Origin of the sequence: Mucilaginibacter endophyticus, from assembly GCF_003351025.1 — a bacterium.
Taxonomy (GTDB): Bacteria; Bacteroidota; Bacteroidia; order Sphingobacteriales; family Sphingobacteriaceae; genus Mucilaginibacter; species Mucilaginibacter endophyticus.
This window is the reverse complement of the sequence record NZ_QPCG01000007.1, coordinates 1-22996: the sequence shown is the minus strand read 5'-3', so window position 1 is coordinate 22996 and position 22996 is coordinate 1. Positions and strand designations below refer to the sequence as shown.

At 42.2% G+C, this 22996-nt stretch carries 18 protein-coding genes and 1 pseudogene; 9 read left to right on the top strand and 10 right to left on the bottom strand.

What is annotated here, in order from left to right; translation table 11 throughout:
- Positions 1 to 192: 192 nt before the first annotated feature.
- The 3 genes from DUL71_RS24850 (at position 193) to DUL71_RS24840 (ending at position 3975) form a co-directional block, all read left to right on the top strand.
- Positions 193 to 1821: a gliding motility protein RemB gene (locus tag DUL71_RS24850; protein ID WP_114940579.1), complete on the top strand. Its 1629-nt coding sequence runs from the start codon at positions 193 to 195 to the stop codon at positions 1819 to 1821.
- A gap of 280 nt (positions 1822 to 2101) precedes the next feature.
- Complete coding sequence (locus tag DUL71_RS24845) at positions 2102 to 3160, top strand: winged helix DNA-binding domain-containing protein (RefSeq protein ID WP_114940578.1); 1059 nt, start codon at positions 2102 to 2104, stop codon at positions 3158 to 3160.
- A gap of 44 nt (positions 3161 to 3204) precedes the next feature.
- Positions 3205 to 3975 carry a DNA-formamidopyrimidine glycosylase family protein gene (locus DUL71_RS24840; protein ID WP_114940577.1) on the top strand — a complete coding sequence of 257 codons (771 nt, stop codon included), beginning with the start codon at positions 3205 to 3207 and terminating at the stop codon, positions 3973 to 3975.
- 304 nt (positions 3976 to 4279) lie between these two features.
- Here the strand turns inward: DUL71_RS24840 and DUL71_RS24835 are convergent, their stop codons facing one another.
- The 3 genes from DUL71_RS24835 to DUL71_RS24825 form a co-directional block, all read right to left on the bottom strand.
- On the bottom strand, positions 4280 to 4861 hold the full coding sequence (locus DUL71_RS24835) for a hypothetical protein (RefSeq protein WP_154402477.1): 582 nt from the start codon (positions 4859 to 4861) through the stop codon (positions 4280 to 4282).
- Between the two features lie 178 nt (positions 4862 to 5039).
- Complete coding sequence (locus tag DUL71_RS24830) at positions 5040 to 6581, bottom strand: MFS transporter (protein WP_114940575.1); 1542 nt, start codon at positions 6579 to 6581, stop codon at positions 5040 to 5042.
- A 100-nt stretch (positions 6582 to 6681) separates the two neighbouring features.
- Complete coding sequence (locus DUL71_RS24825; RefSeq protein WP_114940574.1) at positions 6682 to 7374, bottom strand: hypothetical protein; 693 nt, start codon at positions 7372 to 7374, stop codon at positions 6682 to 6684.
- Between the two features lie 179 nt (positions 7375 to 7553).
- Here DUL71_RS24825 and DUL71_RS24820 point away from each other — a divergent pair, with 179 nt between their 5' ends.
- Positions 7554 to 8786, top strand: a complete 1233-nt coding sequence (locus DUL71_RS24820; RefSeq protein ID WP_154402476.1) for an alpha/beta hydrolase-fold protein — start codon at positions 7554 to 7556, stop codon at positions 8784 to 8786.
- A gap of 257 nt (positions 8787 to 9043) precedes the next feature.
- Here DUL71_RS24820 and DUL71_RS24815 read toward each other — a convergent pair whose 3' ends face one another.
- Positions 9044 to 9418, bottom strand: a complete 375-nt coding sequence (locus DUL71_RS24815) for a DUF779 domain-containing protein (protein ID WP_114940572.1) — start codon at positions 9416 to 9418, stop codon at positions 9044 to 9046.
- A gap of 89 nt (positions 9419 to 9507) precedes the next feature.
- Positions 9508 to 11010, bottom strand: a complete 1503-nt coding sequence (locus DUL71_RS24810; RefSeq protein ID WP_114940571.1) for an aldehyde dehydrogenase family protein — start codon at positions 11008 to 11010, stop codon at positions 9508 to 9510.
- Positions 11011 to 11163: 153 nt separating this feature from the next.
- Between DUL71_RS24810 and DUL71_RS24805 the strand changes: the two genes are divergently transcribed.
- On the top strand, positions 11164 to 12096 hold the full coding sequence (locus DUL71_RS24805; protein WP_114940570.1) for an AraC family transcriptional regulator: 933 nt from the start codon (positions 11164 to 11166) through the stop codon (positions 12094 to 12096).
- 352 nt (positions 12097 to 12448) lie between these two features.
- On the opposite strand, the gene DUL71_RS24800 is transcribed toward DUL71_RS24805, so the two are convergent.
- The 3 genes from DUL71_RS24800 to DUL71_RS24790 are packed head-to-tail and all read right to left on the bottom strand — an operon-like array spanning position 12449 to position 17224.
- Positions 12449 to 15109, bottom strand: a complete 2661-nt coding sequence (locus DUL71_RS24800; RefSeq protein WP_114940569.1) for a glycoside hydrolase family 2 protein — start codon at positions 15107 to 15109, stop codon at positions 12449 to 12451.
- A gap of 13 nt (positions 15110 to 15122) precedes the next feature.
- Positions 15123 to 15977, bottom strand: coding sequence for an ROK family protein (locus DUL71_RS24795; protein ID WP_167443314.1), 855 nt, complete (start codon positions 15975 to 15977; stop codon positions 15123 to 15125).
- A gap of 8 nt (positions 15978 to 15985) precedes the next feature.
- A complete protein-coding gene (locus tag DUL71_RS24790; RefSeq protein ID WP_114940567.1) occupies positions 15986 to 17224 on the bottom strand; it encodes an MFS transporter in 1239 nt (412 codons plus the stop codon).
- A gap of 235 nt (positions 17225 to 17459) precedes the next feature.
- Here DUL71_RS24790 and DUL71_RS24785 point away from each other — a divergent pair, with 235 nt between their 5' ends.
- From DUL71_RS24785 to DUL71_RS24770, 4 genes are all read left to right on the top strand, one after another.
- Positions 17460 to 18500: an AI-2E family transporter gene (locus DUL71_RS24785; RefSeq protein ID WP_114940566.1), complete on the top strand. Its 1041-nt coding sequence runs from the start codon at positions 17460 to 17462 to the stop codon at positions 18498 to 18500.
- A 5-nt stretch (positions 18501 to 18505) separates the two neighbouring features.
- On the top strand, positions 18506 to 19438 hold the full coding sequence (locus DUL71_RS24780) for a cation diffusion facilitator family transporter (protein ID WP_114940565.1): 933 nt from the start codon (positions 18506 to 18508) through the stop codon (positions 19436 to 19438).
- A gap of 38 nt (positions 19439 to 19476) precedes the next feature.
- Complete coding sequence (locus tag DUL71_RS24775; protein ID WP_114940564.1) at positions 19477 to 19800, top strand: hypothetical protein; 324 nt, start codon at positions 19477 to 19479, stop codon at positions 19798 to 19800.
- Between the two features lie 390 nt (positions 19801 to 20190).
- Positions 20191 to 21285, top strand: a complete 1095-nt coding sequence (locus tag DUL71_RS24770) for an SGNH/GDSL hydrolase family protein (RefSeq protein ID WP_114940563.1) — start codon at positions 20191 to 20193, stop codon at positions 21283 to 21285.
- A 119-nt stretch (positions 21286 to 21404) separates the two neighbouring features.
- Here DUL71_RS24770 and DUL71_RS24765 read toward each other — a convergent pair whose 3' ends face one another.
- The gene (locus DUL71_RS24765; RefSeq protein ID WP_114940562.1) at positions 21405 to 22490 is read right to left on the bottom strand and encodes a mannose-1-phosphate guanylyltransferase; all 1086 of its coding nucleotides are present in this window, start codon (positions 22488 to 22490) and stop codon (positions 21405 to 21407) included.
- A 202-nt stretch (positions 22491 to 22692) separates the two neighbouring features.
- Positions 22693 to 22996: pseudogene (locus tag DUL71_RS32210) on the bottom strand (SDR family NAD-dependent epimerase/dehydratase); the annotation flags it as partial.

Here is a 22996-nt window from a genome sequence, read left to right as displayed (position 1 = left end):
TTTACCACAGATTTAAATCTGCAGGTATGCAATAAAGTATTTTCGATACATAAACTTTCATGGTGATCAATCTATTTAATGGGCTTTCATATTTCGCCCCTGTAGAGAAACAACCAGAGGCCCATTTATGTATATACCCTTATTTATGAATGAAATTTTTATCTTAGAACAATTAATACTTATTTTGTTGTAATGCAAAACCTCTACTCTGTAAACTTTCGAAAAACAATTATAATAGCCGTAACTGCCTTATTTATATCGCAGTTAGCCAATGCACAATCAGTTTATTTACCTAATTCATACCAGTTGTATCAAAAATTCAATTCGGATATTTATTCTGTAAAAAACTCGGTACATACTTCCTTACGCCCGTTTTTGATTGACAGTACTATTCTGCGCACTTATGATTCTGTGATGAACGTTGGTGTTAAAGATCGTAAAACCTGGGGCGGACGCAAATTGTTTAATGAACACCTTTTTGATGTAAAAGCTAAAGAATATACCTTTTACGCTGATTACATTACCGATGTACAGGCCGGCAGGGATTTTACAAATAGCACTACAACTAATTTAAATGTACGAGGTTATCAAATAGGTGGCACGGTTGGAAATAAGTTTTCATTTTACACCAGCGGTTTTGAAAACTCGGCCAAGTTTGCATCTTATTACAACAACTATGTAAACACCAACGGTTTTATACCTGGCCAGGCCTATGCCAGAAAATACACCGGCCAGCCACGAAACTCACAGGATTGGTCGTACGTAACGGCAATTCTCTCATACTCGATAACTCCCAAACTGAATATTACTTTAGGCGAGGATAAAATGTTTATCGGCGATGGCTACCGTTCTGTGCTGCTTTCAGACTTTGCGGCCAACATGCCATTGCTAAGGGTTACAGCTGATCTTGGCCCGGTACGCTATATGGCGGCTTGGGCTTACATTGAAGATCTTAATTCTGTAGCTCCTAAATTTGATTATTTTGGGGGTAACCGTCGCAAGTGGGCCTTATTCCACTATATTGACTGGAACATAACCAAACGGGCCTCTTTTGGTATGTTTAATGCCCTGATAACGCCAGAGGCCGATGATCAGGGAAAACGGGCTGGATTTGATGCCAATTTTGTAAACCCTATTTTATTTGCCAGTTCCTTAGGCCCTGGTGGTTACCAAAAAGACAACGTTTATTTAGGTTTCAACGCCAAATACAAAATCTTTGATAAAGCCGCTTTATACGGGCAGATCATGTTTGACAGGTTCAAGGGCAGCGATTTCTTTTCGGGCAACAGTACCGATAATACCAATGGATGGCAGTTAGGTATTCGCGGGGCAGATATCTTCAAGGTTAAAAGATTAAACTATTTATTTGAGTACAATACCGTTAAACCATATACTTATAGCAGTCAACAGCCTATAAGCAGCTACTCTTTTTATAGCGATCCTTTGGCCCACCCCTACGGCGCAAACTTCAGAGAGTTTTTAGGTATCCTAAATTATTCTGTCGGACGTTTTGATTTTCAGGGTCAGGTTAATTATGCCAAGTACGGCCTCGATCCTACAAAAACAGACAATAACGGTAAAATTATTACCAAACCATTTATACCTTCGGCAAATACTACCACAACCATTGGCCAGGGTATAAGTACACAACTTTACTATGGCGAAGGCACAGTTGCCTATATCCTGAACCCCAAATATAATTTACGTGTTGAGCTTGGCGCACTATATCGCCAGGAAAAAAATGATCTGAAAGATTCAAAGAACACGCTGATCACATTAGGACTAAGAAGTTCGTTCAGGAATTTATATCACGATTTTTAATCAAACTTAAAAGCCTTACAACGTGCAGAAACTTTGTAAGGCTTTTCTTTTATCATTTTCTTTTCTTTCTCAGGCCTAATAAGCAACCCAATATTACACCTATCGCTATCCCTACCTCGATATTGTGTAAAAGCAAGCCGATAACAATACCAAGTACAAATCCCCCGAAGAAAAAATCAAACCCTATCCTGTTCATTTTTCAAATTAAATCATTTTTCCTGCTGACAAACCGTTGTCATAAACATATATTTATTTTGAATAGCATTTTTAATAGATATACATGACTAATCTTGACATAGCTAATCTGCGGGCTTATAACCAGCGCCTTAATCAAAATAAGTTTAAGAAACCCGAAGAGGTAATAGGCTATATGGGCCCTATGCAGGCCCAGGAATATGCTTATGCCAAATGGGCAATTGGTTTACGGATGTTATCGCCCGCGGATAAATCTGTAGAAAAAGCCATGACTACCGGCACAATTTTAAGAACGCATATATTAAGGCCAACCTGGCATTTTGTATTACCGCGGGATATACGCTGGATGCTCAGCCTTACCGCGCCTAGGATTAACGCAGGCAACGCCACCATGTATAAGAAGCAGGAAGTTACCGATGTAATTTTTAATAAAAGCTTTGATGTGCTTACAAAAGCGATGCAGGGCGGCAAACAGTTACCCCGTGCGGAAATTGTTAAAGCTCTTAATGAAGCCAACATAGTTACAGACGATTTGAGGCTTACTATAATATTAATGAAAGCTGAATTGGAGCAATTGATTTGCAGTGGCGCCAGGCAAGGCAAACAATTTACCTATACCCTGCTTGACGAACGTGCGCCCATGACACCGGTCATTGATCGGGACGAGGCAGTGGCCCGGCTTGTTCTTCGTTATTTTACAAGCCATGGCCCCGCTACCATAAATGATTTTGTGCATTGGAGCGGATTAACCGTTGCAGATGCCAAAGCAGGCATTGAAATAAACGAACAACAGCTGAACGGCATTACGGTTGAGGGAATAAATTATTGGATGGGTGCTGACGTTGATCTAAGTAAAGTAAAAAAATCAGGCGCGTACCTGTTACCCGTGTATGATGAATTACTTATTTCCTATAAAAACCGGGATGCCATGGTACCTGCTAAATTCCGGGATAAAATGGGTGCGATTACCTTTTTCCCAACCATTATGGTCAATAACCAGGTACTGGGCAACTGGGGCCGGAGCATTGGCAAAAAAGCTATCGATATTGAGTTAAAACCGTTTGCTCAACTCACAAAATCGCAAAACGACGCTATTGAAACGGCAGCACATCGCTTTAAAAAGTTTAACGGACTATCGCGATAACAAACATTAATAACCAGCATAAATTACCTATAAAAATACACACCATGCCCGAATTACCCGACCTTCAGGCTTTTAGCCATAATCTGCAAAAGAAGCTTGCAGGAAAAACCGTAAAAAAGATAGAAGTCCCAAACGCTAAAAAGCTAAATGTTAGCGCACATGAACTGGATGAAGTTTTAAGCGGACAAAAACTTGATAAAGTTTACCGTGAAGGTAAAGAACTGCACATTAAATTTAGTAAAGGTGATGTGCTCGGTTTACATCTGATGCTGCACGGCAAGCTGTTTTTGTTTGATACAAAAAACGAAAACAAATACAGTATCATTGAACTGTACTTTGACGATGACAGTGGATTAACGTTAACCGATTTCCAGGGGATTGCGGCCCCAACCCTTAACCCTGAAAAAAAAGATGTACCCGATGCCCTTGAGGCAGATGTTGAATACCTGAAAAAACGCCTCGCAAAAACAAAAACCAATATCAAAACAGTTTTGCTTGATCAAAAGATTTTGCGCGGCATTGGTAACGCATACGCTGATGAAATTTTATGGCATGCCGGCATTTCGCCGTTTTCGGTAAGCAGTAAAATACCGGAAGCAAAACTGAAAGACCTGGTGCAAGCCATAAGATCGGTACTTGAAGACGCGGAAAAAAGTATCCTGAAATCAAACCCCGATATTATTAACGGCGAAGTGCGTGATTTCATGAACATCCATAATTCAAAGAAAAAGCACAGTCCAACCGGCGCGGCAATATTGATTAACGAAGCATCGAGGAAAACGTATTATACCGATGAACAAGAGTTGTTTGAATAAAGATAATTCTTGCAAAAGCTACGACGTTATTATGCCAGTATGCACCGTTAGGCGCTACCTGTTTGTAGCAAAATAATTGGTGGATACTTTTGCGCCGTAGGTGCTACCCTTTAACAATAGCATATCCGAAATGGTAGCACCTACGGCGCAAAAAAAATCATGAATGTTATTGCTACAAACAGGTATCCCCTACGGGGAATTTGGATCTACCAGATATTGGGACTTTATAGTTCAATACGAAAAATCTTTTGCTCGTCGTTATTATTCATTAAGCCTCCCCAAAGGGGAGATTTAGAGGGGGTGACTACTTCAGTTTTTTTACCAAAACATTAAAATCAACACCTACAACCGGGATCTTTTTCCAAGGCTCGGTTTCGGTATCTTTATGAAAAGTACCACCGTTAAACAAGCCACAGGCAAAACCAATATTTGAACCGGTTTTAGTTGCTAAAAACTCAATAGAAACTACAATATCTCCGGCTACCTTAACATTATATGACGATAGATCTACTGTAATTAGCTGGTGATTATCCTGATTGTTATATTTTTTGATATAGCCTTTTATTTCGTCTTTAACCAAATTAGCTTCATTTGGAAGTTTTCCGGCCATTTGGTAAACATTCACTTTAAATGGGATGCTATCGTTTGAACGGTTTTGGGTATGAAAACTTAGTTTCAATAATTGAACGGGGTTTTTACCTGCATTCATTTCAATGCCAACTTGTCTGCCTTTAACAGCATCGAAAGAAGTATTGGACGAGCCGGTTCGCAGCTTATTACCTATTGTTTTGGTTTTATCCTGCGCAAATACGCCGACGGCAACAAAAGATAAAAAGCAAACGGCAAGTAATTTTACAAAATTTCGGGGTGATATAAGATTTAGCATAACAATATTTTTAGATGGATTTACAGGGTAGACGATATTCATAAACAAATGGTTGCAACGTCAATCTGAAATTTTTATCGATTTTTTTTATGTATAGTAAAGATGCATCACATGCATCTGCAATGTATTCAAATTGTCCTAACGGGAGACGCATGTGATGCGTCTCCCGTTAGGACAATCACTCCTTTTTAATAGCACTATTCCTTATAAAAACAACAGACATCAGCGCGCCTAAAAATCCTAAGCCAGCACAGATACGCATGATATTGCCATAAGCTGAAATAAATCCGTTGTGATAGGCAGTCTCTACTGCCTTTTTATTGGCTCCGTCAACATTGGCTGGTACTTTCGCATTCCCCAAATTTGCCGATTGTTCCATAACAGCCTTTTTATCTTTATCATTTAGAGAAAGCTTCTTCATCTCGCCCTGCATAGCGCCAGAAAAAAACAAAACTGCAAGTGCGCCGAAAATGGCATTGGCAAAGACATTTGAAATGCGCGTCATAGCATTATTAATACCCGACGCGGTACCCGAAAAGTGGTCGCTCACCGAACCCATAACCGTAGCCGTAAGCGGCGCTACCGTCAATGACATACCAAAGCCAAAAACAAGCACCCCCGGGAAGAAACTTGTCCAGTAATCAGACGGACCTGCGGTTTGCTTGATAAATGATAGCATCAGCAAGCCGGTACCCGCCAGTGCCGGACCAATGATTAGCAATAAACGTGGGCCTTTTTTATCGGCGATGACTCCGGCATAACGTGCAATAGAGATCATAAGCACAGTAAAAGGTAAAAACGTTAACCCCGATTGCAGTTGACTATACCCTTGCACCTGCACCATGTTTAACGACATAAACAGCATCCCGCCGCCCAACCCGGCATACAGAAAAAAGGTAAGCAGATTTATCCCGCTAAAGGTTTTATTATTAAACAGGGTAAGGGGCATCATGGGGTGTTTACTTGTTCCTTCTATGTAAATAAAACCCAACAGCAGCAACAACCCTATACTCAACGCCCCGTAAACCTGCCAGTTATTGAAACCAACTGCGGGCATCCGTAAAAAACCAAACGTAAGCAATGCAAGGCCTAAAGCAATCGAGATAGCGCCAGGGAGATCAAGGGATTGATCTGTTTGATCGTCCTTACTTTCGGCAACTTTACGCCACAAAATGAGCAGGGCAACTATTCCAATCGGTACATTGATAAAGAAGATATATCGCCACAGGCCTGCATCGGCCAATGCGCCGCCAAGTACCGGTCCGCCCATGGTAACCACCGTTGTAATGGCCGACCAGGTACCAATAGCCTTTCCCCTTTCCTTAGCATCAATAGAAGATGAAATAAGTGAAAGGCTCCCCGGAATCATTAACGCGCCGCCAATTCCCTGTATAACCCTGAAAACAATAAGATAAAATACACCCGGCGAAAAGCCACAAAGCGCCGAACCGCTTATAAAAATTAAGATCCCAATCATAAAGATCTTTTTGCGCCCCAGCTTATCTCCTAATGAACCACCTATTAAAATCAGCGAGGCTAACATCAGCAGGTAGGCATTCAGGATCCAGAACAGATCGGCTCCTTTGGCATTAAGGCTTTGTTGCAGGGCCGGCAGCACTACATTGAGCGCTGTACCATCAATAAAAGCCATGGCCGAAGCCAGTATAGCAGAAACCATGATCCATTTACCCGCAGGGCTGCCCAATGAAACTGTAGCCATATTTTATAAGGTTTTAACTGGTACGTTTATTACAAAGTTGCAGTAAATGATCGGATTAATAACACTGCAAAACATTTAAATAAAGCACCATTAAAAATGACTATCGCCTGAAAACGCCAATATTTTCCGGGCAAAACAATATCAGCAAAAATATTGCGGAAAGGTCAAGCGGTAGTACTTCCGATTGATTTACGGCTGAAAACAGCGCCGACAACGCCAATAATACAATTATAGCTATAACGTGGTTACGATGCGGAATAGGAATACCAATTTTATCGATAAACCGCTTAGCCCTGAAGTTGCTTCGGTATATAAAGGGAAGTACCATGAAGTAAAAAACTCCGGCCGCTATTAAAACCCAATACAAAGCAATTTGCCCCACCTCGTTAATTTTCATTATGCCGCTTGCATTTGCGCGTAATATGGTTGTATTGGCTTTAAAAAGCTTGTGCGTGGAGATATGAAGCAGATCGGGCAGGTGGCTCATTTTTTCGGCGATAAAAAATAAGCTCACTACCCCGGCTAAAATAAAAACGATACAAAACTGGATGCTGCGGTAGCGGGAAAGCCTGATGAGATATACCGCCGAAACGCCAAAGATCACCAGCAATAATAAAACAGTGACATATCCGATAAATCCGCCGTAGGCACTATAGATCATTTCAAAATACGCCTTATTGGTAAAAAACAGCACAATAGCTACAGCAGTCAATACGGATGTTAGTCCGAAGATCACCTTCTCAAACTTGGTTAAACTATTTTTTTTACGGGCGGTATTATAAGTATTCAGCACGGCAATTATTTATAGATGATGTAAGAACTAACAAAAACCTGTTGATACATGTTTTCGGTCCCTTTTAAAACGAACAGGAACTCCGAATTATTTCCATCACATAAACAAAGGCATTCATCACATTTAATTCCGCCGTGGGCCATGTTGCAGTAACATTGAATCAACAAATCAACAGCCACATGAAAAAGCTTATCCTGATACTCTTCCACCTTACAATAGCATATCTGCTAAAGGCACAGCAACCACAGCAACCCATAGTTTTGGGTCGGATTGATACCGTTTATTCCAACATCCTGAAAGAAAACCGACCGCTTTGGGCGTATACCCCGGGATATGATACCAATTACTTTTCAAAACCGGAATTTCCGGTTTTGTACGTTTTAGACGCCGATGATCATTTTATGTCGCTGGTTACCATGGTTAAAGAACTTAGCGCCACTTCAGGTAACACTGTGCTTCCGCAGATGATCATCGTTGGCATCCTGAATACACCCCATCATCGTACCCGCGACCTTACCCCTACTAACAGCGCTATGGACAAATCATCGGGTGGCGGCGAAAACTTTGCTGCTTTTATGGAAAATGAATTGATCCCTTACATAGACAAAAAATACCCTACGGCTCCCTATCGCACCATGATTGGCCATTCAATAGGTGGTTTAACTACAATTAATATGTTATTGAAACATCCGCAGGTCTTCAATGCATATATAGCTATCGACCCAAGTATGTTTTATGACAATGATAACTTACTGAAACAAGCTCCAACAATCCTTAAACAAAAGAATTTCAGTGGTAAAAAACTATTCCTCGCCTTTGCCAATACCATGGATCCCGGCATGGATACCATGCAGGTAAAACGAGATACATCCGAGATCTCACACCATATCCGGTCGATCATGAAACTGGCTGATAATCTTGCGCGTAATAAAATCAATAACCTGCAATGGGCCAAGAAATATTACCCGGACGATGATCATAATTCGGTACCGTTCAATGCCGAATATGATGGCTTAAGGTTTATCTTCAAAAACAACCGTTTCCCGCGAAACCAACCTTACAATCAGTATTTCAACAAACAATATAGTGCTGCTCAATTAAGGAAAATGATAGATGAACATTACGGCCTGATATCAAAAGAAATGGGCTACACCGTGCACCCTCCCGAAGCCGAAATGAATGGTGTAGGGTACGCGTTTTTACAACAAAAGGATTATGAAAAAGCGGCGATGTTTTTCCAGGTGAACATAGATAATTACCCAAAAAACTTTAACGTTTACGACAGTATGGGCGATTGCTTTCTGGCCCGGGACGATAAAGCCAATGCTGAAAAATATTTCAAAAAGGCATTATCCATTAAGTATACTAAAGAGATTATGGACAAGCTGGATAAAGTACAGGCAGCAAAATAATTTTTACTATCTGTAAAAATCACGTCATCGCGAGTAACGAAACAATCTCCGATTAGTGAAGAGGTATGCACATCCCTCTGTACAGTTAGGGATTGCTTCGTGCCTCGCAATGACGTGATGGAATATTATTTGCCCTTGAGCTTACTTGATTCAACGTAGTTTCTCTTAAGCCATTGCACGAAGCAATCACCGATGAGCAGATTCCGGCCTGAACAGTTCCGGATTGCTTCGTTCTCTGCAATGACAATATTTTAACATCAATCTTCAATAAAGCCAACAGGCTCCAAATTTTTCAGTTCATCATCAGTAAATAACCTGGAATGGATCATAAACCTGAACCCGGTAGGAATCTCTATGGAAAAACTGGAACCACGCCCCTTTGTTATATCTAATTGTAGTTGGGTATGCTGCCAGTACTCAAACTGATCTTTGCTCATCCAAAACTCGCAGCCATCAACCTCTCCTATTTTTACATCGCTACCCCCAAGTTTAAACTCGCCCTTTTCAAAGCACATGGGTGATGAGCCGTCACAACAACCACCGCTTTGATGAAACATGAGTTCACCAAAACGCGATTTGAGTTCGGCTATCAGTCCGGAGGCTGCCGGGGTTATGGTTACTCTTTTTATCATTTTATTAGATTAGCTGTCACGATGTGTAAAAACTTACGAAGTTTTTGAAACTTCGTAAGTTTAAGAACGGGGATCGGTAAAAGCCGGGACTAAAAAAATCCCAGCTTGTTCTTATTATATGAGATCAGCATGTTTTTAGTTTGACGGTAATGGCCAAGCATCATTTTATGATTTTCGCGCCCAAAACCCGATTTTTTATAGCCACCAAATGGCGCGTGCGCCGGATAAGCATGATAATTATTTACCCAAACCCTGCCGGCCAGTATAGCGCGTGGCACCTGGTAAAGTTCATGAGCATCGCGGGTCCACACCCCGGCACCTAAACCGTAAAGCGTGTCATTCGCTATCGCGATAGCTTCTTCGGTAGTTTTAAATGTGGTTACACAAGCTACCGGACCAAAAATTTCTTCCTGGAAAATGCGCATCTTGTTATTGCCTTTAAACAAGGTTGGCTGAATGTAGTAGCCGCCTTCCAGCTCGCCATCTAACTTTTTAATCTCGCCGCCGCAAAGCACTTCGGCTCCTTCCTCTTTACCAATTTTAAGGTATGATTGAATTTTTTCGTATTGATCATTAGAAGCTTGCGCGCCCATCATGGTAGTGCCGTCAAGCGGATTACCCATAATAATAGCGTTAGTACGCTCAATCACCTTCGACATAAACTTGTCGTAGATGTTTTCATGCACCAGGATCCTCGACGGACAGGTACAAACCTCTCCCTGATTAAGAGCAAACAGCACAGCGCCCTCTACAGCCTTATCAAAAAACTCATCATCGGCATCGGCAACAGATTCAAAGAAGATATTTGGTGATTTGCCGCCAAGCTCCATAGTAACCGGTACCAGGTTTTCAGAGGCGTACTGCATGATCAATCTGCCTGTTGTAGTTTCCCCGGTAAAAGATACTTTGGCAACCCTTGGGGATGAAGCCAGCGGTTTACCTGCCTCAGGACCAAAACCTGTAATAATATTTAAAACACCGGGAGGCAAAACATCCTGGATCAATTCCATCAATACCATAATTGATGTCGGAGTTTGCTCGGCTGGTTTAACCACACAACAATTGCCTGCAGCCAGCGCGGGGGCGATTTTCCAGGTAGCCATCAGCAATGGGAAGTTCCAGGGAATGATCTGTCCTACAACGCCAAGCGGTTCGTTCAAACAGATGCTTACGGTATATTCATCATGTTCGGAAATTCCTCCTTCTTCGGCACGGATCACGCCGGCGAAATAACGGAAGTGATCAATCACCAAGGGCAAATCCGCAGCGCGGCATTCGCGGATGGCTTTGCCATTATCAATACACTCTACAACAGCCAAATGCTCCAGGTTAGCTTCAATGATATCAGCAATCTTATTTAGTAACGATGCCCTGTGAGCAGCCGATGTTTTGCCCCAAGTTGGGAATGCGGCATGCGCGGCGTCTAAAGCCAGTTCAACATCTTCCTTTCCTGATCGTGCGGCTTTGGTGAACACCTTACCGTCAATAGGCGAAATATTATCAAAATATTCGCCTTTAACTGGCGGAACAAATTTGCCGCCGATAAAATTGTCGTACTTATCCTTAAAGGATGGTTTAGAAACAGCGCTCATAATTTTTATGTTTTTTGGTAATGCTAATGTAGAGTTACCTCGCTGTAAGGCATTTGCATTATGCTCTCAAATGGTAGCACAATGTTCGCATTTTTTGCAGCGGCTTGTTATTGAGGATAAGTATGCCTAATTTGGCTTAAATTATAAACGGCTATGAATAACAAAATCCTGTTATCTCCACTAAGCCTCTCACACGGAAAAGAACTGAATACCCTGATTGAAAACCGCAAGGCTTACACCATGAACCAGTGCGAGCTCAATGTTTTTGAAACATTTCAGCGCAGCGAACTTGTGCCCTTAACCTTCAGCGACCTGGTAATTACCAGTATGTTGCGCGGCAAAAAGGTAATGCACCTGTTTGATAAGCCAGGTTTTGATTACCTGCCCGGTGAAACGGTTATAGTTCCGCCGAATATTACCATGAAAATTGATTTTCCGGAGGCCAGCATCAACCAGCCGTCGCAATGTACTGCGCTTGCCATTAACCACCAGGAAATAGCGAACACGCTTGATTTTTTAAATGAGAACTACCCGAGGGAAGATAAAAAGATCTGGCAGCTGAACTATAACCAGTTCCACTTTTTTAATAATCACGAACTTGCGCAGCTCATTAACAAACTCATACGCATTAGTACCGGCGACGCGCTGACGAAAGATGTGTTGGCCAACCTCACTTTAAAGGAATTGCTGATCCGTATTATGCAGATGCAAAACCTGCATGAGGTAAGCGATAACCTGCATGAGCTATCAAGCAGCAGCAGGTTTGCCTATGTGCTTGAATACATCAGGGTTCATTTAAGTGATAAACTTAATATTGATGCGCTAAGCCAAATGGCTTTCATGAGCAAAGCTAGCTTTTTCCGGGCGTTTAAACATGAACTTGGAATTTCACCGGTTGATTATATCATTAAGGAGCGCCTGCAATTAGCCAAACAATTGATGAACAACCCGCATAACAGTATCTCTGAAGCCTGCTTTAAAGCCGGGTTCAATAACCTCAACTACTTTAGCCGGGCTTTTAAGAAAATTGAAGGTATAACGCCGAGTTACTACAAGGCTAAATTGCGGGGCGGGCATTTGAATTAAAAAAATCACAGTCAAAAAGAAAAAGATACAATATTCGAAGTCTCTGACTTCGAATATTGTATGCATGGAGTTTGGAACTCCATGTGCATAGCAACCTATTCTTTCAATTTCTGAGCGGGGGTACTGGAGTTAGAAACTCCAGGCATAGTCGTCCGAAGTCAGAGACTTCGGACAGCGTTGCATTTGAACTAACAATAAACAAAAAATGTCATTTCGACGAGGAACGAGGAGAAATCTTATACGTCAAGTTGACTATGCACAGCTGCTTAACATGGCGTATAAGATTTCTCTTTCACTCCATCGCACATCTCAGCCCACTGCCCTATCGAAATGACAATTTTATTTTATGTTTTTACTCCTTCGGCAACCCATCCTCAAAACCACTGCCCCCACTGCTTCCGGCAGTATCCAGGTTCCAGGCCGAGGTTAATAAATAAGGTGTAGCCCCATCAGCATTTTTATTGCTGTAAGTACATTTAATGATCCTGCTTTCGCCGGGAGCCAATGAAATATAGTTATCGCTGAAAATTACCGGTAAAATATCATCACCACCCTGGCCTTTTAAAGCACGTAAATGAACAAAGAAAGCCACCGCACTACCTGTATTTTTTATGGTTACAGCGTACGAAGTGCTATCCCCTTCAACTTTGTTATTTTGGCTAACAGTTAGTTTTGTTTTAGGAAGAGATTGCAAGGCCGAATAATCAGCATAAGCAGATTGCGGAGTAGTAAACCAGTTTGATTTTTTCCAATTCAGCTCATCTCCTTTTTTGGAAAGCCAGTACCAGTTGATGCTTTTAGTTTCGCCGCTTTTATCGCTCAATTCAAGACGCAACAGATAAGTATCTGATAAACCAGAGATGGCAGGGATCGCAAATAACCTCTTCGAGGCATCAGCACCTATTTCAGCGGTTACCGTTTTGCTAAACTTGCTACTTCCGTCAGGGTTGTAAACATCCGCCTTAACCTTTAACCCGCTAAACGTTTTCAGGTATGAATTGATCACCGCTATCTCGTTTGTTTTGTATGAATACAATATGTGCAAGGGTTCCATAGCCTTTTTCATGCCGAAATAGGTCCCGGCAGGGTACAGGTAATAATCATAGGTATGCCAGATCAGTCCCGGCCATGGATTGCTTAGCATCCACTGAACCACGCCTGTAGCAGTTTGGTATTTGTTTAGGCCATAAGCTTCCATCATGGCGCGGTGTCCTTCATAGTTTTGGGCCTGCGCCTTGGCTACATAATTTTTAATGGATGACGTTTCGCCATAACGGCCATAGAGCGCTTTGGTAAATACCTTTGTTGTACCAAATGAGCCCGTACCGCAATGGTAATTCCAATCGGCCGAGGTTACATTCAATGAATCTTTCGGAATAAATTTGATCAAACTTTCATAAGGCGGTATTGACGGACCCGGCGAAATTTCAGTAGCAAAACTGTAGGTACCGCCAAATTTTTTGGCAGCATCGGTTTCCCAGTAAATTGGCGGCACCCACTCATACGGGCCAGCCATTTTCACCCCGCTGTAGCCTGATACTTTCGATTTACCTTCGTTAGCAGTTGCCAGCAGCGGGTTAGGCCATTTCAGTTGCTTTTCAATCTTGAGGTAATCACGTTCAACCGAGGTATCGGTAGGCGGCATATCGCTGCCGTTAAGCCACACAAACAAACTGGCTTTGTTACGCAGCCAGTACATCACGCTGCTATCCGATGCCATGGCAACTTTACGCTCGGCGGCATCCCATTTTTCGGGATGTTGCCAGGTACCGCAGCACATCCAGCCGTTCATCACCATCAAACCGTATTTATCGCACAGATCATAAAAATCATCATCCTCCATTTTACCTTCGGAGCGTACGATGTTCATATTCATATCACGCACCAGGCGGATCTCCTGCTCCTGCCTTTCAACAGAACGACGTTGAAAAATATCAGGCGACCAGGCCGCGCCTCTCAGCATAATAGGCTTTCCATTTATAATAAACTCGCGCGATTGATTATCGTCAATGATCTTAGAAGTAAACTCCCGGATGCCAAAATTTTCGGATACCGAATTACTCAGTTTTTTTTCAACTACAGCCGCTATTTCAATACGATTAAGGTTTGGTTTACCATACTGCCAAGGCCACCAAATAGATGGATCCTTAACATTAAGCTGCTTAAACTCAAGCGGCGAAAAGTTCACATTTTTTGATTCATTGGGCAGCATGTGTACTTTTTTTTCAAAGGAGATATTCTCATTGATCTTACCTTTAATTACCGCGTCCTGCGCTTTATTGGTGTAGTTAGTTACCTGCGCGTCTATAGTTAAATGAGCAACGGCAAGCGAAGGCAGATCGAAATTGGTAGTAACCAGCGGAAACTTCACACCTACTTTATTATATGTTTTTACCTCTACGTTATTGATGATACCACCGTTATAATCCTGCGGGTATGGGATCCAGTCGGCATAATCAATGGCCAGGTCGCCGTCGCGTTTGTTAGGAGTAAATGGCCTTAATACCTCAATGGCCAGCGTATTGGTGCCGATATAATTGATGTTTTTGGTCAGGTCGAGGTCAATGATCCGGTATGGGCCTTTAATTTTGGTTGAATCGGCTATTTTGACGCCATTGAACCAAACATTGGCTTTGTAGTTGATACCATGCAGGCGCAAGATCACATTCTTGCCATTTTCGGCAGCCGGCAATGTAAATTCCTTCCTGAACCACCAGGGTTTATCCAATTTAGGGTCGGCCAGTTTTTCGAGGTTCTTGCCCATAAACGGATCGAAATTATAAACCTGATTAGCCAGCAAGCCCGCTAAAATGGTAGAGGGCACACTTACCTTATACCAGCCTTGTGTGTTAAAGTTCTCCTTCGAGACCTCTGTAGCGGCGGCGGGCGCTGTAACTATTGACTGCATTTGCCAGTCATCTTTCAATAACAGGTTAAAATTTTCCTGTCGCCCCTGTGCAAATGCCCCTGCACCAAACAGAAACATTGCCGACATTAATAATATTTTTTTCATGGTAGATATAGGTTTATTTCTGGTTATCGTAATACAAGGCAGCCGCTCCTACAATGCCGCTGTTTTGCAATTCCGAAATCTCTATTTTAATGCGTTCAAGCGTTTTAGTATAGGCAAATGTTTTTACCTGCTGCCACATGGTTTCCTTAAAATATTCAAAAGCGTGGCTTACAGAGCCGCCAAGAATGATCAACTCGGGGTCATAAGCGTACATTACCATTTTAACTGCATTACCTACATGAGTACCCAGCTCCGCATATAACTTTAACGCCTGTTCATCTCCTGCCTGCGCATCCTTAAATACCCGTACGCCATCCAATCCATACACATTATTAAAGAATGAACCGCTGCAATAGTATTCAAGAATGTTATCGATATAAGGGAATAACCCTATCTCACCGGCACCGCAATTGTGGCCTGCATACAATTTACCGTTGGCGATTATGCCCGTGCCTAAACCTGTGCCAAGCGTAACGCCCACCATACTATCAGCATCCTTTCCCTTGCCAAAATATAACTCGCCCACGGCAAAGCAATTGGCATCATTATTTACATATACCGGAATATTATAACGCTCCTGCATTAGTTTTTTTAAGTAAACTTCTTTCCATGACGGAATGTATTGCACATCATAAACAATACCTTCGGCCACATCAACAACGCTGGGTACACCTATGCCGATAGCGCTGGCGGTATCATTTAGTAAAAGGGCATCAACAACGGTATAAATATCGTTCAGCACATCCTCTACACTGCCATCGCTTTTAATTCGTTGCGATGCGATATTTCCAATTACATTATTGCTAACCACAGCGCCGCGAATATTGGTAGCGCCCAGATCAATACCTATAACTTTTATGTTGCTCATGTATATGTTTATGCTTTATTATCAAAAATAGTTTTGTTAGTTACCAATGGCTTAGCCCAAAATCCGATGCTCAGCATATAGCCAAATGTGATATACAGGAAAAACATGCCTTGGCGCAAGCCAAACAAACTGCCCAATCCGCCTATCAATAACTGAACAACCGCGCCACCAATAATACCCGTAACCAGGATCCCGGCAAATGAACCGTGGTCTTCGGCCACAGAACTTAATGCTAATGAAAATATGATGGGATACATCACCGACATGAAGAACCCAACTATAGAAAATGAATACAATGATGTTTGCGGTCCGCCGAATAAACCCAGCGACAAGAAGATGAGCGCCAGAATGGTGAAGATCACCAGTAATTTACGGCTATCCATCAGTTTAAGTAAAAGCAAGCCCAGGATCCCGCCGGCTGTCATCAATCCCCAAAAGTAGGCTACCGCGTTGGCGCCTGTAGTTTGCGGATCAAACTTGTGATATTCAAACAAAAATTGCGACATCCAGTAAGATACCCCCTGCTCGCTGCCAACGTAGCAAAACAGCGCGATGAAATAGGCTATCACAACCGGCTTTTTAAACAGATCGACGTGTGTTTTCCAGGGTCCGGCTTTTTCATCATGTGCCAGTTCAACCTTCGGAAATTTAGATATCAGCATGATCACAAACATGGCCAGGCAAATCACCGCGAATAACCAGTACAACGAGATCCAGGGCATAGTTGCAGGTACATGTGCTTCAAGTAACGGAAAAATCCCGCCTTTGCTGCTTCCCATATTTTTAACCATGTAAGAGTAAACCAGCGGACTAACAAACGATGCCCCGCCAAATATCAGCTGCGCCAGTACCGATGTAAAAGCATAGTTCTCCTCCCCTCCCGATGTACGCAGCAGTGGATTAATCACCACCTGCAACATAGCCATACCACAGCCGATTAAAAACAAGGATAATATGGCAGTGAGATAGTTAGGATAAACAGCCAACAACAACGAACCCAAAAAAGCAACCACAAAGGCTGCAACCATGATAGCTTTTTCGTTATACTTTTGAACCAGCATGCTCGACGGAATAGACATTACCCCATAAGCAATAAAAAACGCGAAGGGCAATAAACCCGCCATCGCATCGCTCAATTTAAAATCTTTGATAAACTCGGGAGATAACGGGCCTATGATATTGGTTAAAAATGAAATAACAAAAAACGTAAGCATGATCAGCGTTACGATGTAGTAGTTTTTTTTCATCAATTGAGAGGGTTATGGTTTTTGGGTTCGGTATTAACTAAATATCGTTAAAAATCCGTTGGCGGGATAATTTTACAAAAACTTATTTAAATTGTTACACTTTCTTTTTAAAATATTTTAAGAAGTTAAAATATTATTGAGATAGTCATATTCTTAACATCCCCTTAACCTTAAATTGTTTCCAATCAAAACATTTAAGGCGCATCACTGTGTTTATGGAACAAACACCTGCTGTATGACCCCAAAAAAAGAAAAAGAACTTACCTACATTGAAAAAGTATGGCATACCGTTGCCATTGTTGCCCTGTTGGTTGTGGTGATACTCGTAGCACGAGTAGCATTCAACGTACTGCTGATGGTATTATCCGGCGCGCTCATTGCCACTTATTTTCACGGCCTTGGCGACCTGATTGAGCGTAACACTAAAATGCGCAGAAGATACGCCATGATCATATCGGTAGTAGGTTCATTTTTAATTGTGATAGGGCTGTTTTACCTGATGGGCACCACCATACAGCACCAGATAGCATTATTAAAAGATACGCTACCACATACGGTTAATAACTTTAAAGCTAAGGTGGCCTCAAACCCGACCGGGCAGCAGATTCTTGATTATTTTTCGGGGGATAATGACCCGGATAAGGTGGTGGTTACTGTTCAGCATTTTTTCAGCACGGGCTTCGGGGTACTTGGTGATATTTATATCATCCTGTTTCTGAGTATCTTTTTTACTACTAATCCCGATGTTTATAAGAACGGCATTTTAATGCTGTTATCAGATAAGAAAAAACCTTTAGGCCAGGATATCATGGACAGGATCAGCCTCTCGTTGAAAGGCTGGCTTAAGGGTATGCTGCTTTCTATGGTATTATTGGGCGTGTTGCTTACAACCGGTTTAAGCATTATGGGGATCCCGGCAGCTTTGATACTGGCTTTGTTTGCAGGCATGCTTAAGATCATCCCCAATTTAGGTTCGGTTATAGCCATGATACCGGGTGTGTTGCTCGCCCTCACCGTTGGCACTAACACAGCTGTCATAGTAGCACTTATTTACGTGGTGTCGCAAACTATTGTGAGCAATATCGTAGTGCCGATAGTTCAAAACCGGATGATTAACCTGCCGCCGGCATTAACTATCATCAGCCAGGTGGTAATGGGAACGCTTTCAGGTGTGCTGGGCATTATACTCGCAGTACCAATTGTTGCCATTATTGTGATTTTGGTGGATGAACTATACGTAAAAAAACTTGGCGATGCTGAAGTAATAGCTCATTAAACAAGATGGCTTCATCAAAAAAATCGATATACAGTGCGCTCATCGCCAACCTGCTTATAGCGATAACCAAATTCATAGCAGGCGTTATCGGGCGAAGCGGATCAATGATCTCTGAAGGTATCCATTCGCTGGTTGATACTGCCAATGAACTGCTGCTCTTATTCGGGCTTTACCGTAGCCGTAAAGAACCAGACAAAACACATCCTTTTGGGTACGGAAAAGAGCTGTATTTCTGGTCGTTCATTGTGTCTATTATGATATTTGGTTTAGGCGGAGGGCTGTCCATTTACCAGGGCATTTTACACATCCGAGAGCCGGAACCATTGGGCGATCCTACCATGAGCTATATCGTTTTGGGGTTATCCGTCATATTTGAGGGCTCATCCCTCATCATAGCACTTAAAGAATTTAACGCGATCCGGGGCGATCAAACCTGGTGGGATGCCGTAGTGAAAAGCAAAGACCCATCAACTTTTTTGGTAATGTTTGAAGACAGCGCGGCTGTTGCAGGGCTTTTTATTGTTGGAATCTGCATGTTCCTGAACCATCGTTATAACATTCCTGTACTTGATGGCATAGCGTCTTTATTGGTTGGTCTGATATTGGTTGCTGTCTCTGCCATATTAGCGCGCGAAAGCCGGAGCTTACTGATGGGCGAAGGTATTTCATCCGAATCGAGGATAAAAATCACAGCATTGGTTGAACGTGACAGTGCCGTTTTAAAAGTGATGCACATGCTATCAACCTATCAATCGCCTGACGAAATTATACTAATGCTGATCGTAGCTTTTAAGGAAGATCTCGACACCCAACAAATCAACGAAGCGATAGACCGCATCCGCGATTGTATTAAGCATGAGTTTAGCCTGGTACGTTTTGTTTTGGTACAGCCTGAAACATTTTCGGCAGAAATTACTGAAACAGGCAGCGTACTTTAATTGTATATTAGCTACAACTTAACTAAACATCCTACCTCATGCAAGAGCAAAAATTTCATTACGCCACAGTAACCGAAGCAATAAGCAAATTAAAAGAACAAGGCTATACCCACGAGTTTAGTCTTGAAGGAGATCATCTTAAAGCCGGTGCAGAAACATTCGCGGTAAGTGAATTTGAAATAGTAGACCTGTACCGTTATGAAGGTCCTTCTGACCCTGCAGATGAAGCAATCGTTTATGCACTCGCTTCAACCGGCGGTACTAAAGGTACCTTGGTAACAGGCTACGGTATCTCTACAGATGAAGCGACCATCGAAACACTGAAGAATTTACATTATAAATATCAACAAGGTCAGCAATAGTTTTTTGCACTTCATTTTTCCCGCCAACCTAACTTGCTTACAGATTTAGCCAACGTTGCACCGTTAGGTGCTACCTGTTTGTAACATATCATTATCAAAGGCTTTTGCGCCGTAGGTGCTACCCGACTGCTTTAAAAGCAATATCAAAATGGTAGCACCTACGGCGCAAAAATTACATCTATTCTTTTGCTACAAATAGGTATCCCCTACGGGGAATTGAACAAGGTGAGCAACGAAAAGAAAAGCGCATAGTAACAAAAAATAAAGATCTGTCCTTTCACCACTTAGATTATTTACCTCATACATTAGGCTGATACTTTTACAGCAATTTATATTGATAAATTTCAGGGATTTGGTTTCATGAACTGATATTGGTAATCTTGTGATGCGATGAAAAACAGCATACTGTCTACCTTTATCTTATTTATCTTTTGCTCACTGCATAGCCATGCGAAAACCAAAGTTGATACTATTTACGCGGCTGATCTTCAACCTATCGGGCGTACGCTCATCAATAATCAGCATAACTTAGCGCTTATTACTTCAGGTGCTCACTTTGGCTTTAGCTTTAAGGGGAATGAGTGCGCGATATATGTAAGCATCGCGGATGCCGGTGGTCATAGCTACCTGCAATATGAACTTGACGGGGTTTATCAAAAAAGGATCAGGGTTGACGGAAACTTAAAAGAGCCAATTATCATTAAAGCCCCAAATACGGGTTCACACCGTATCTGGATTTATAAAGCAACGGAAGCAACCAGCGGTGCTTTGCTATTTTCAAAGGTCGCGGGCGAAGGCGTTAAAAGTTTATCTGCTCCCAAACTTCCGTTAATAGAATTTATAGGTAATAGTATTACCTGCGGAGCGGCAGCTGACGATTCGGAAATTCCATGCGGAACCGGTGATTACCAGGATCATCATAATGCCTACATGGCTTATGGACCAAGAATAGCAAGGGCATTAAATGCCAATTTTATTTTATCAAGTGTTAGCGGTATTGGCGTTTACCGTACCTGGAACAGGGACTCTCCATCGATGCCGCTGGTATACGAAAACGCAAATTTCCAGGAAAAGGACTCGTTGAAATGGGATTTTAAAACCTATCAGCCTAAAATTGTAAGCATTGCCTTAGGCACTAATGATATGAGTAATGGCGATGGTAGTGCAAGAGCCCCATTTGATACCGTACGATTTGTTAACGACTATGTAAAGTTTGTACAACTGGTTAAATCCAAATATCCAAAAGCTCAAATTGTCTTGCTTTCCAGTCCGATGATTAAAGGTAACTCAAGGGAGATATTGCAACGGTGTTTAAGCCGGGTAAAAGCCACTGTTGACACCACCTATCCGAAAGACAAGCCTGTTGCAACTTTCTTTTTTGAACCAATGGAGGCTCATGGTTGTTCCGGGCACCCAAGCGTAGCCGATCATCAAATCTTAGCGGAAGAACTAAAACCATTTTTTGCCGGTTTGCTGAAACAGTAGTTGTTTGGCGAACGAATAGTACAGATACAAAAAAGGCCGTTATCTTTCGAAAACAGCCTTATTACCTTGTCGGTTATTAAAAGAGGGATCGTTCGCTTTGCCTGAACATCTTTCCTGGATTAAACATACTCCACGCCAAACCTGCTTTTCACATCAGCAACAATTTGTTTTACGCTTTGCTCCTGATCGCGGGGGCAGATAAGTAATGTGTTATTGGCTTCAACTACTATGTAATTGTTTAAACCCTGTAGTATCACCAGCTTACCGTCGGGCATATTTACCATACAATCAGATGAATTGTACATGATCACCTTTTCATTTGGAATTACCGCGTTGCCGGCCTCAGCTTTTTCAGATAACTCGTATATAGATGCCCAGGTTCCCAGATCGCTCCAGCCAAAGTCAGATGGCAATACATATACATTATCCGCCTTCTCCATAATACCGTAGTCGATAGATGTATTAACACAGTGGTGGTAGGCCTGGTTAATGTGAGTGGCTTCATTTTCTGTATTGTACACCGTCCGTGCATCAGCAAAAATATTGTGCAGATCGGGCATATAGGTTTCAAACGCCTGTACTATCGCCTTGGCCGACCAAACAAAAATGCCCGCGTTCCATAAAAAATCGCCGCTTTGAATAAAGCTTTTGGCAACCTCAAGGGTTGGCTTTTCGGTAAAGGTTTTTACCTTGTGAAAATCATTGTTTATAACAGCGCCTGTATATTGAATATAGCCGTAACCCGTATCCGGTCTTGACGGCTTGATACCCAACGTTACCAGGCAATGGTTTTCTGCTGCGACCTCCAGCGATTTTTCGAGTGAGCTTACAAAGGCGTCTTCATCAAGGATCTGCTGATCGGAAGGAGCTACAACAATCACCGCATCCGGGTTCAGGCTTTCAATCTTGAAACATCCGTAAGCTATGCATGGCGCGGTATTCCGCATTACGGGTTCAGTCAATATTTGTTGATCTGTTATATCCGGCAGCTGCTCCTTTACCAGTTGGGTATAGTTCTCGTTAGTTAATATGAAGATATTTTCTTTTGGGCATGTTTTGGAAAGCCGCTGATACGTATCCTGTATCAATGTTTTTCCGCTGCCGATAATATCTATAAATTGTTTGGGGTGCGATGTACGGCTTATTGGCCAAAACCGGCTTCCGATACCCCCTGCTAAAATTATCGCGTAATAGTTTTTGTTCATGCTTTACTTTAATGTTGGTTAACTGAATTAAACTGTACATGATTGGCTTTGATACAAAGCCTGCGTGCAGGAATGGTGCAGCTTATGGATTATTGCTACGTTTTTGATTTGTAACTCAAGCTTAGGGTTGGGGAGTTACAATTTCTTTAAGGTACAGTGATACGCTCAGCGTAATCACTGTACCATTTGATTTTAAAAACTTTTATTTATTGTAGTAAGAAAAGTCTTTATGATGTATTTCCTGCTCAGGTAACGATTTGAAGTATTCTAACGTGATCTTCAAACCTTCACTCCTGGATACCTTTGGCTCCCAGCCCAATATGGCCCTGGCCTTAGTGATATCCGGACGGCGTTGTTTCGGATCGTCTGTAGGCAATGGCAGGCTGATCAGTTTTTGATCAGTTCCGGTAAGTTTGATGATCTCCTCACCAAATTGTTTGATCGTGATCTCATCAGGGTTACCAATGTTTACCGGCTGAGCATAATCGCTCAGCAATAGCCTGTAG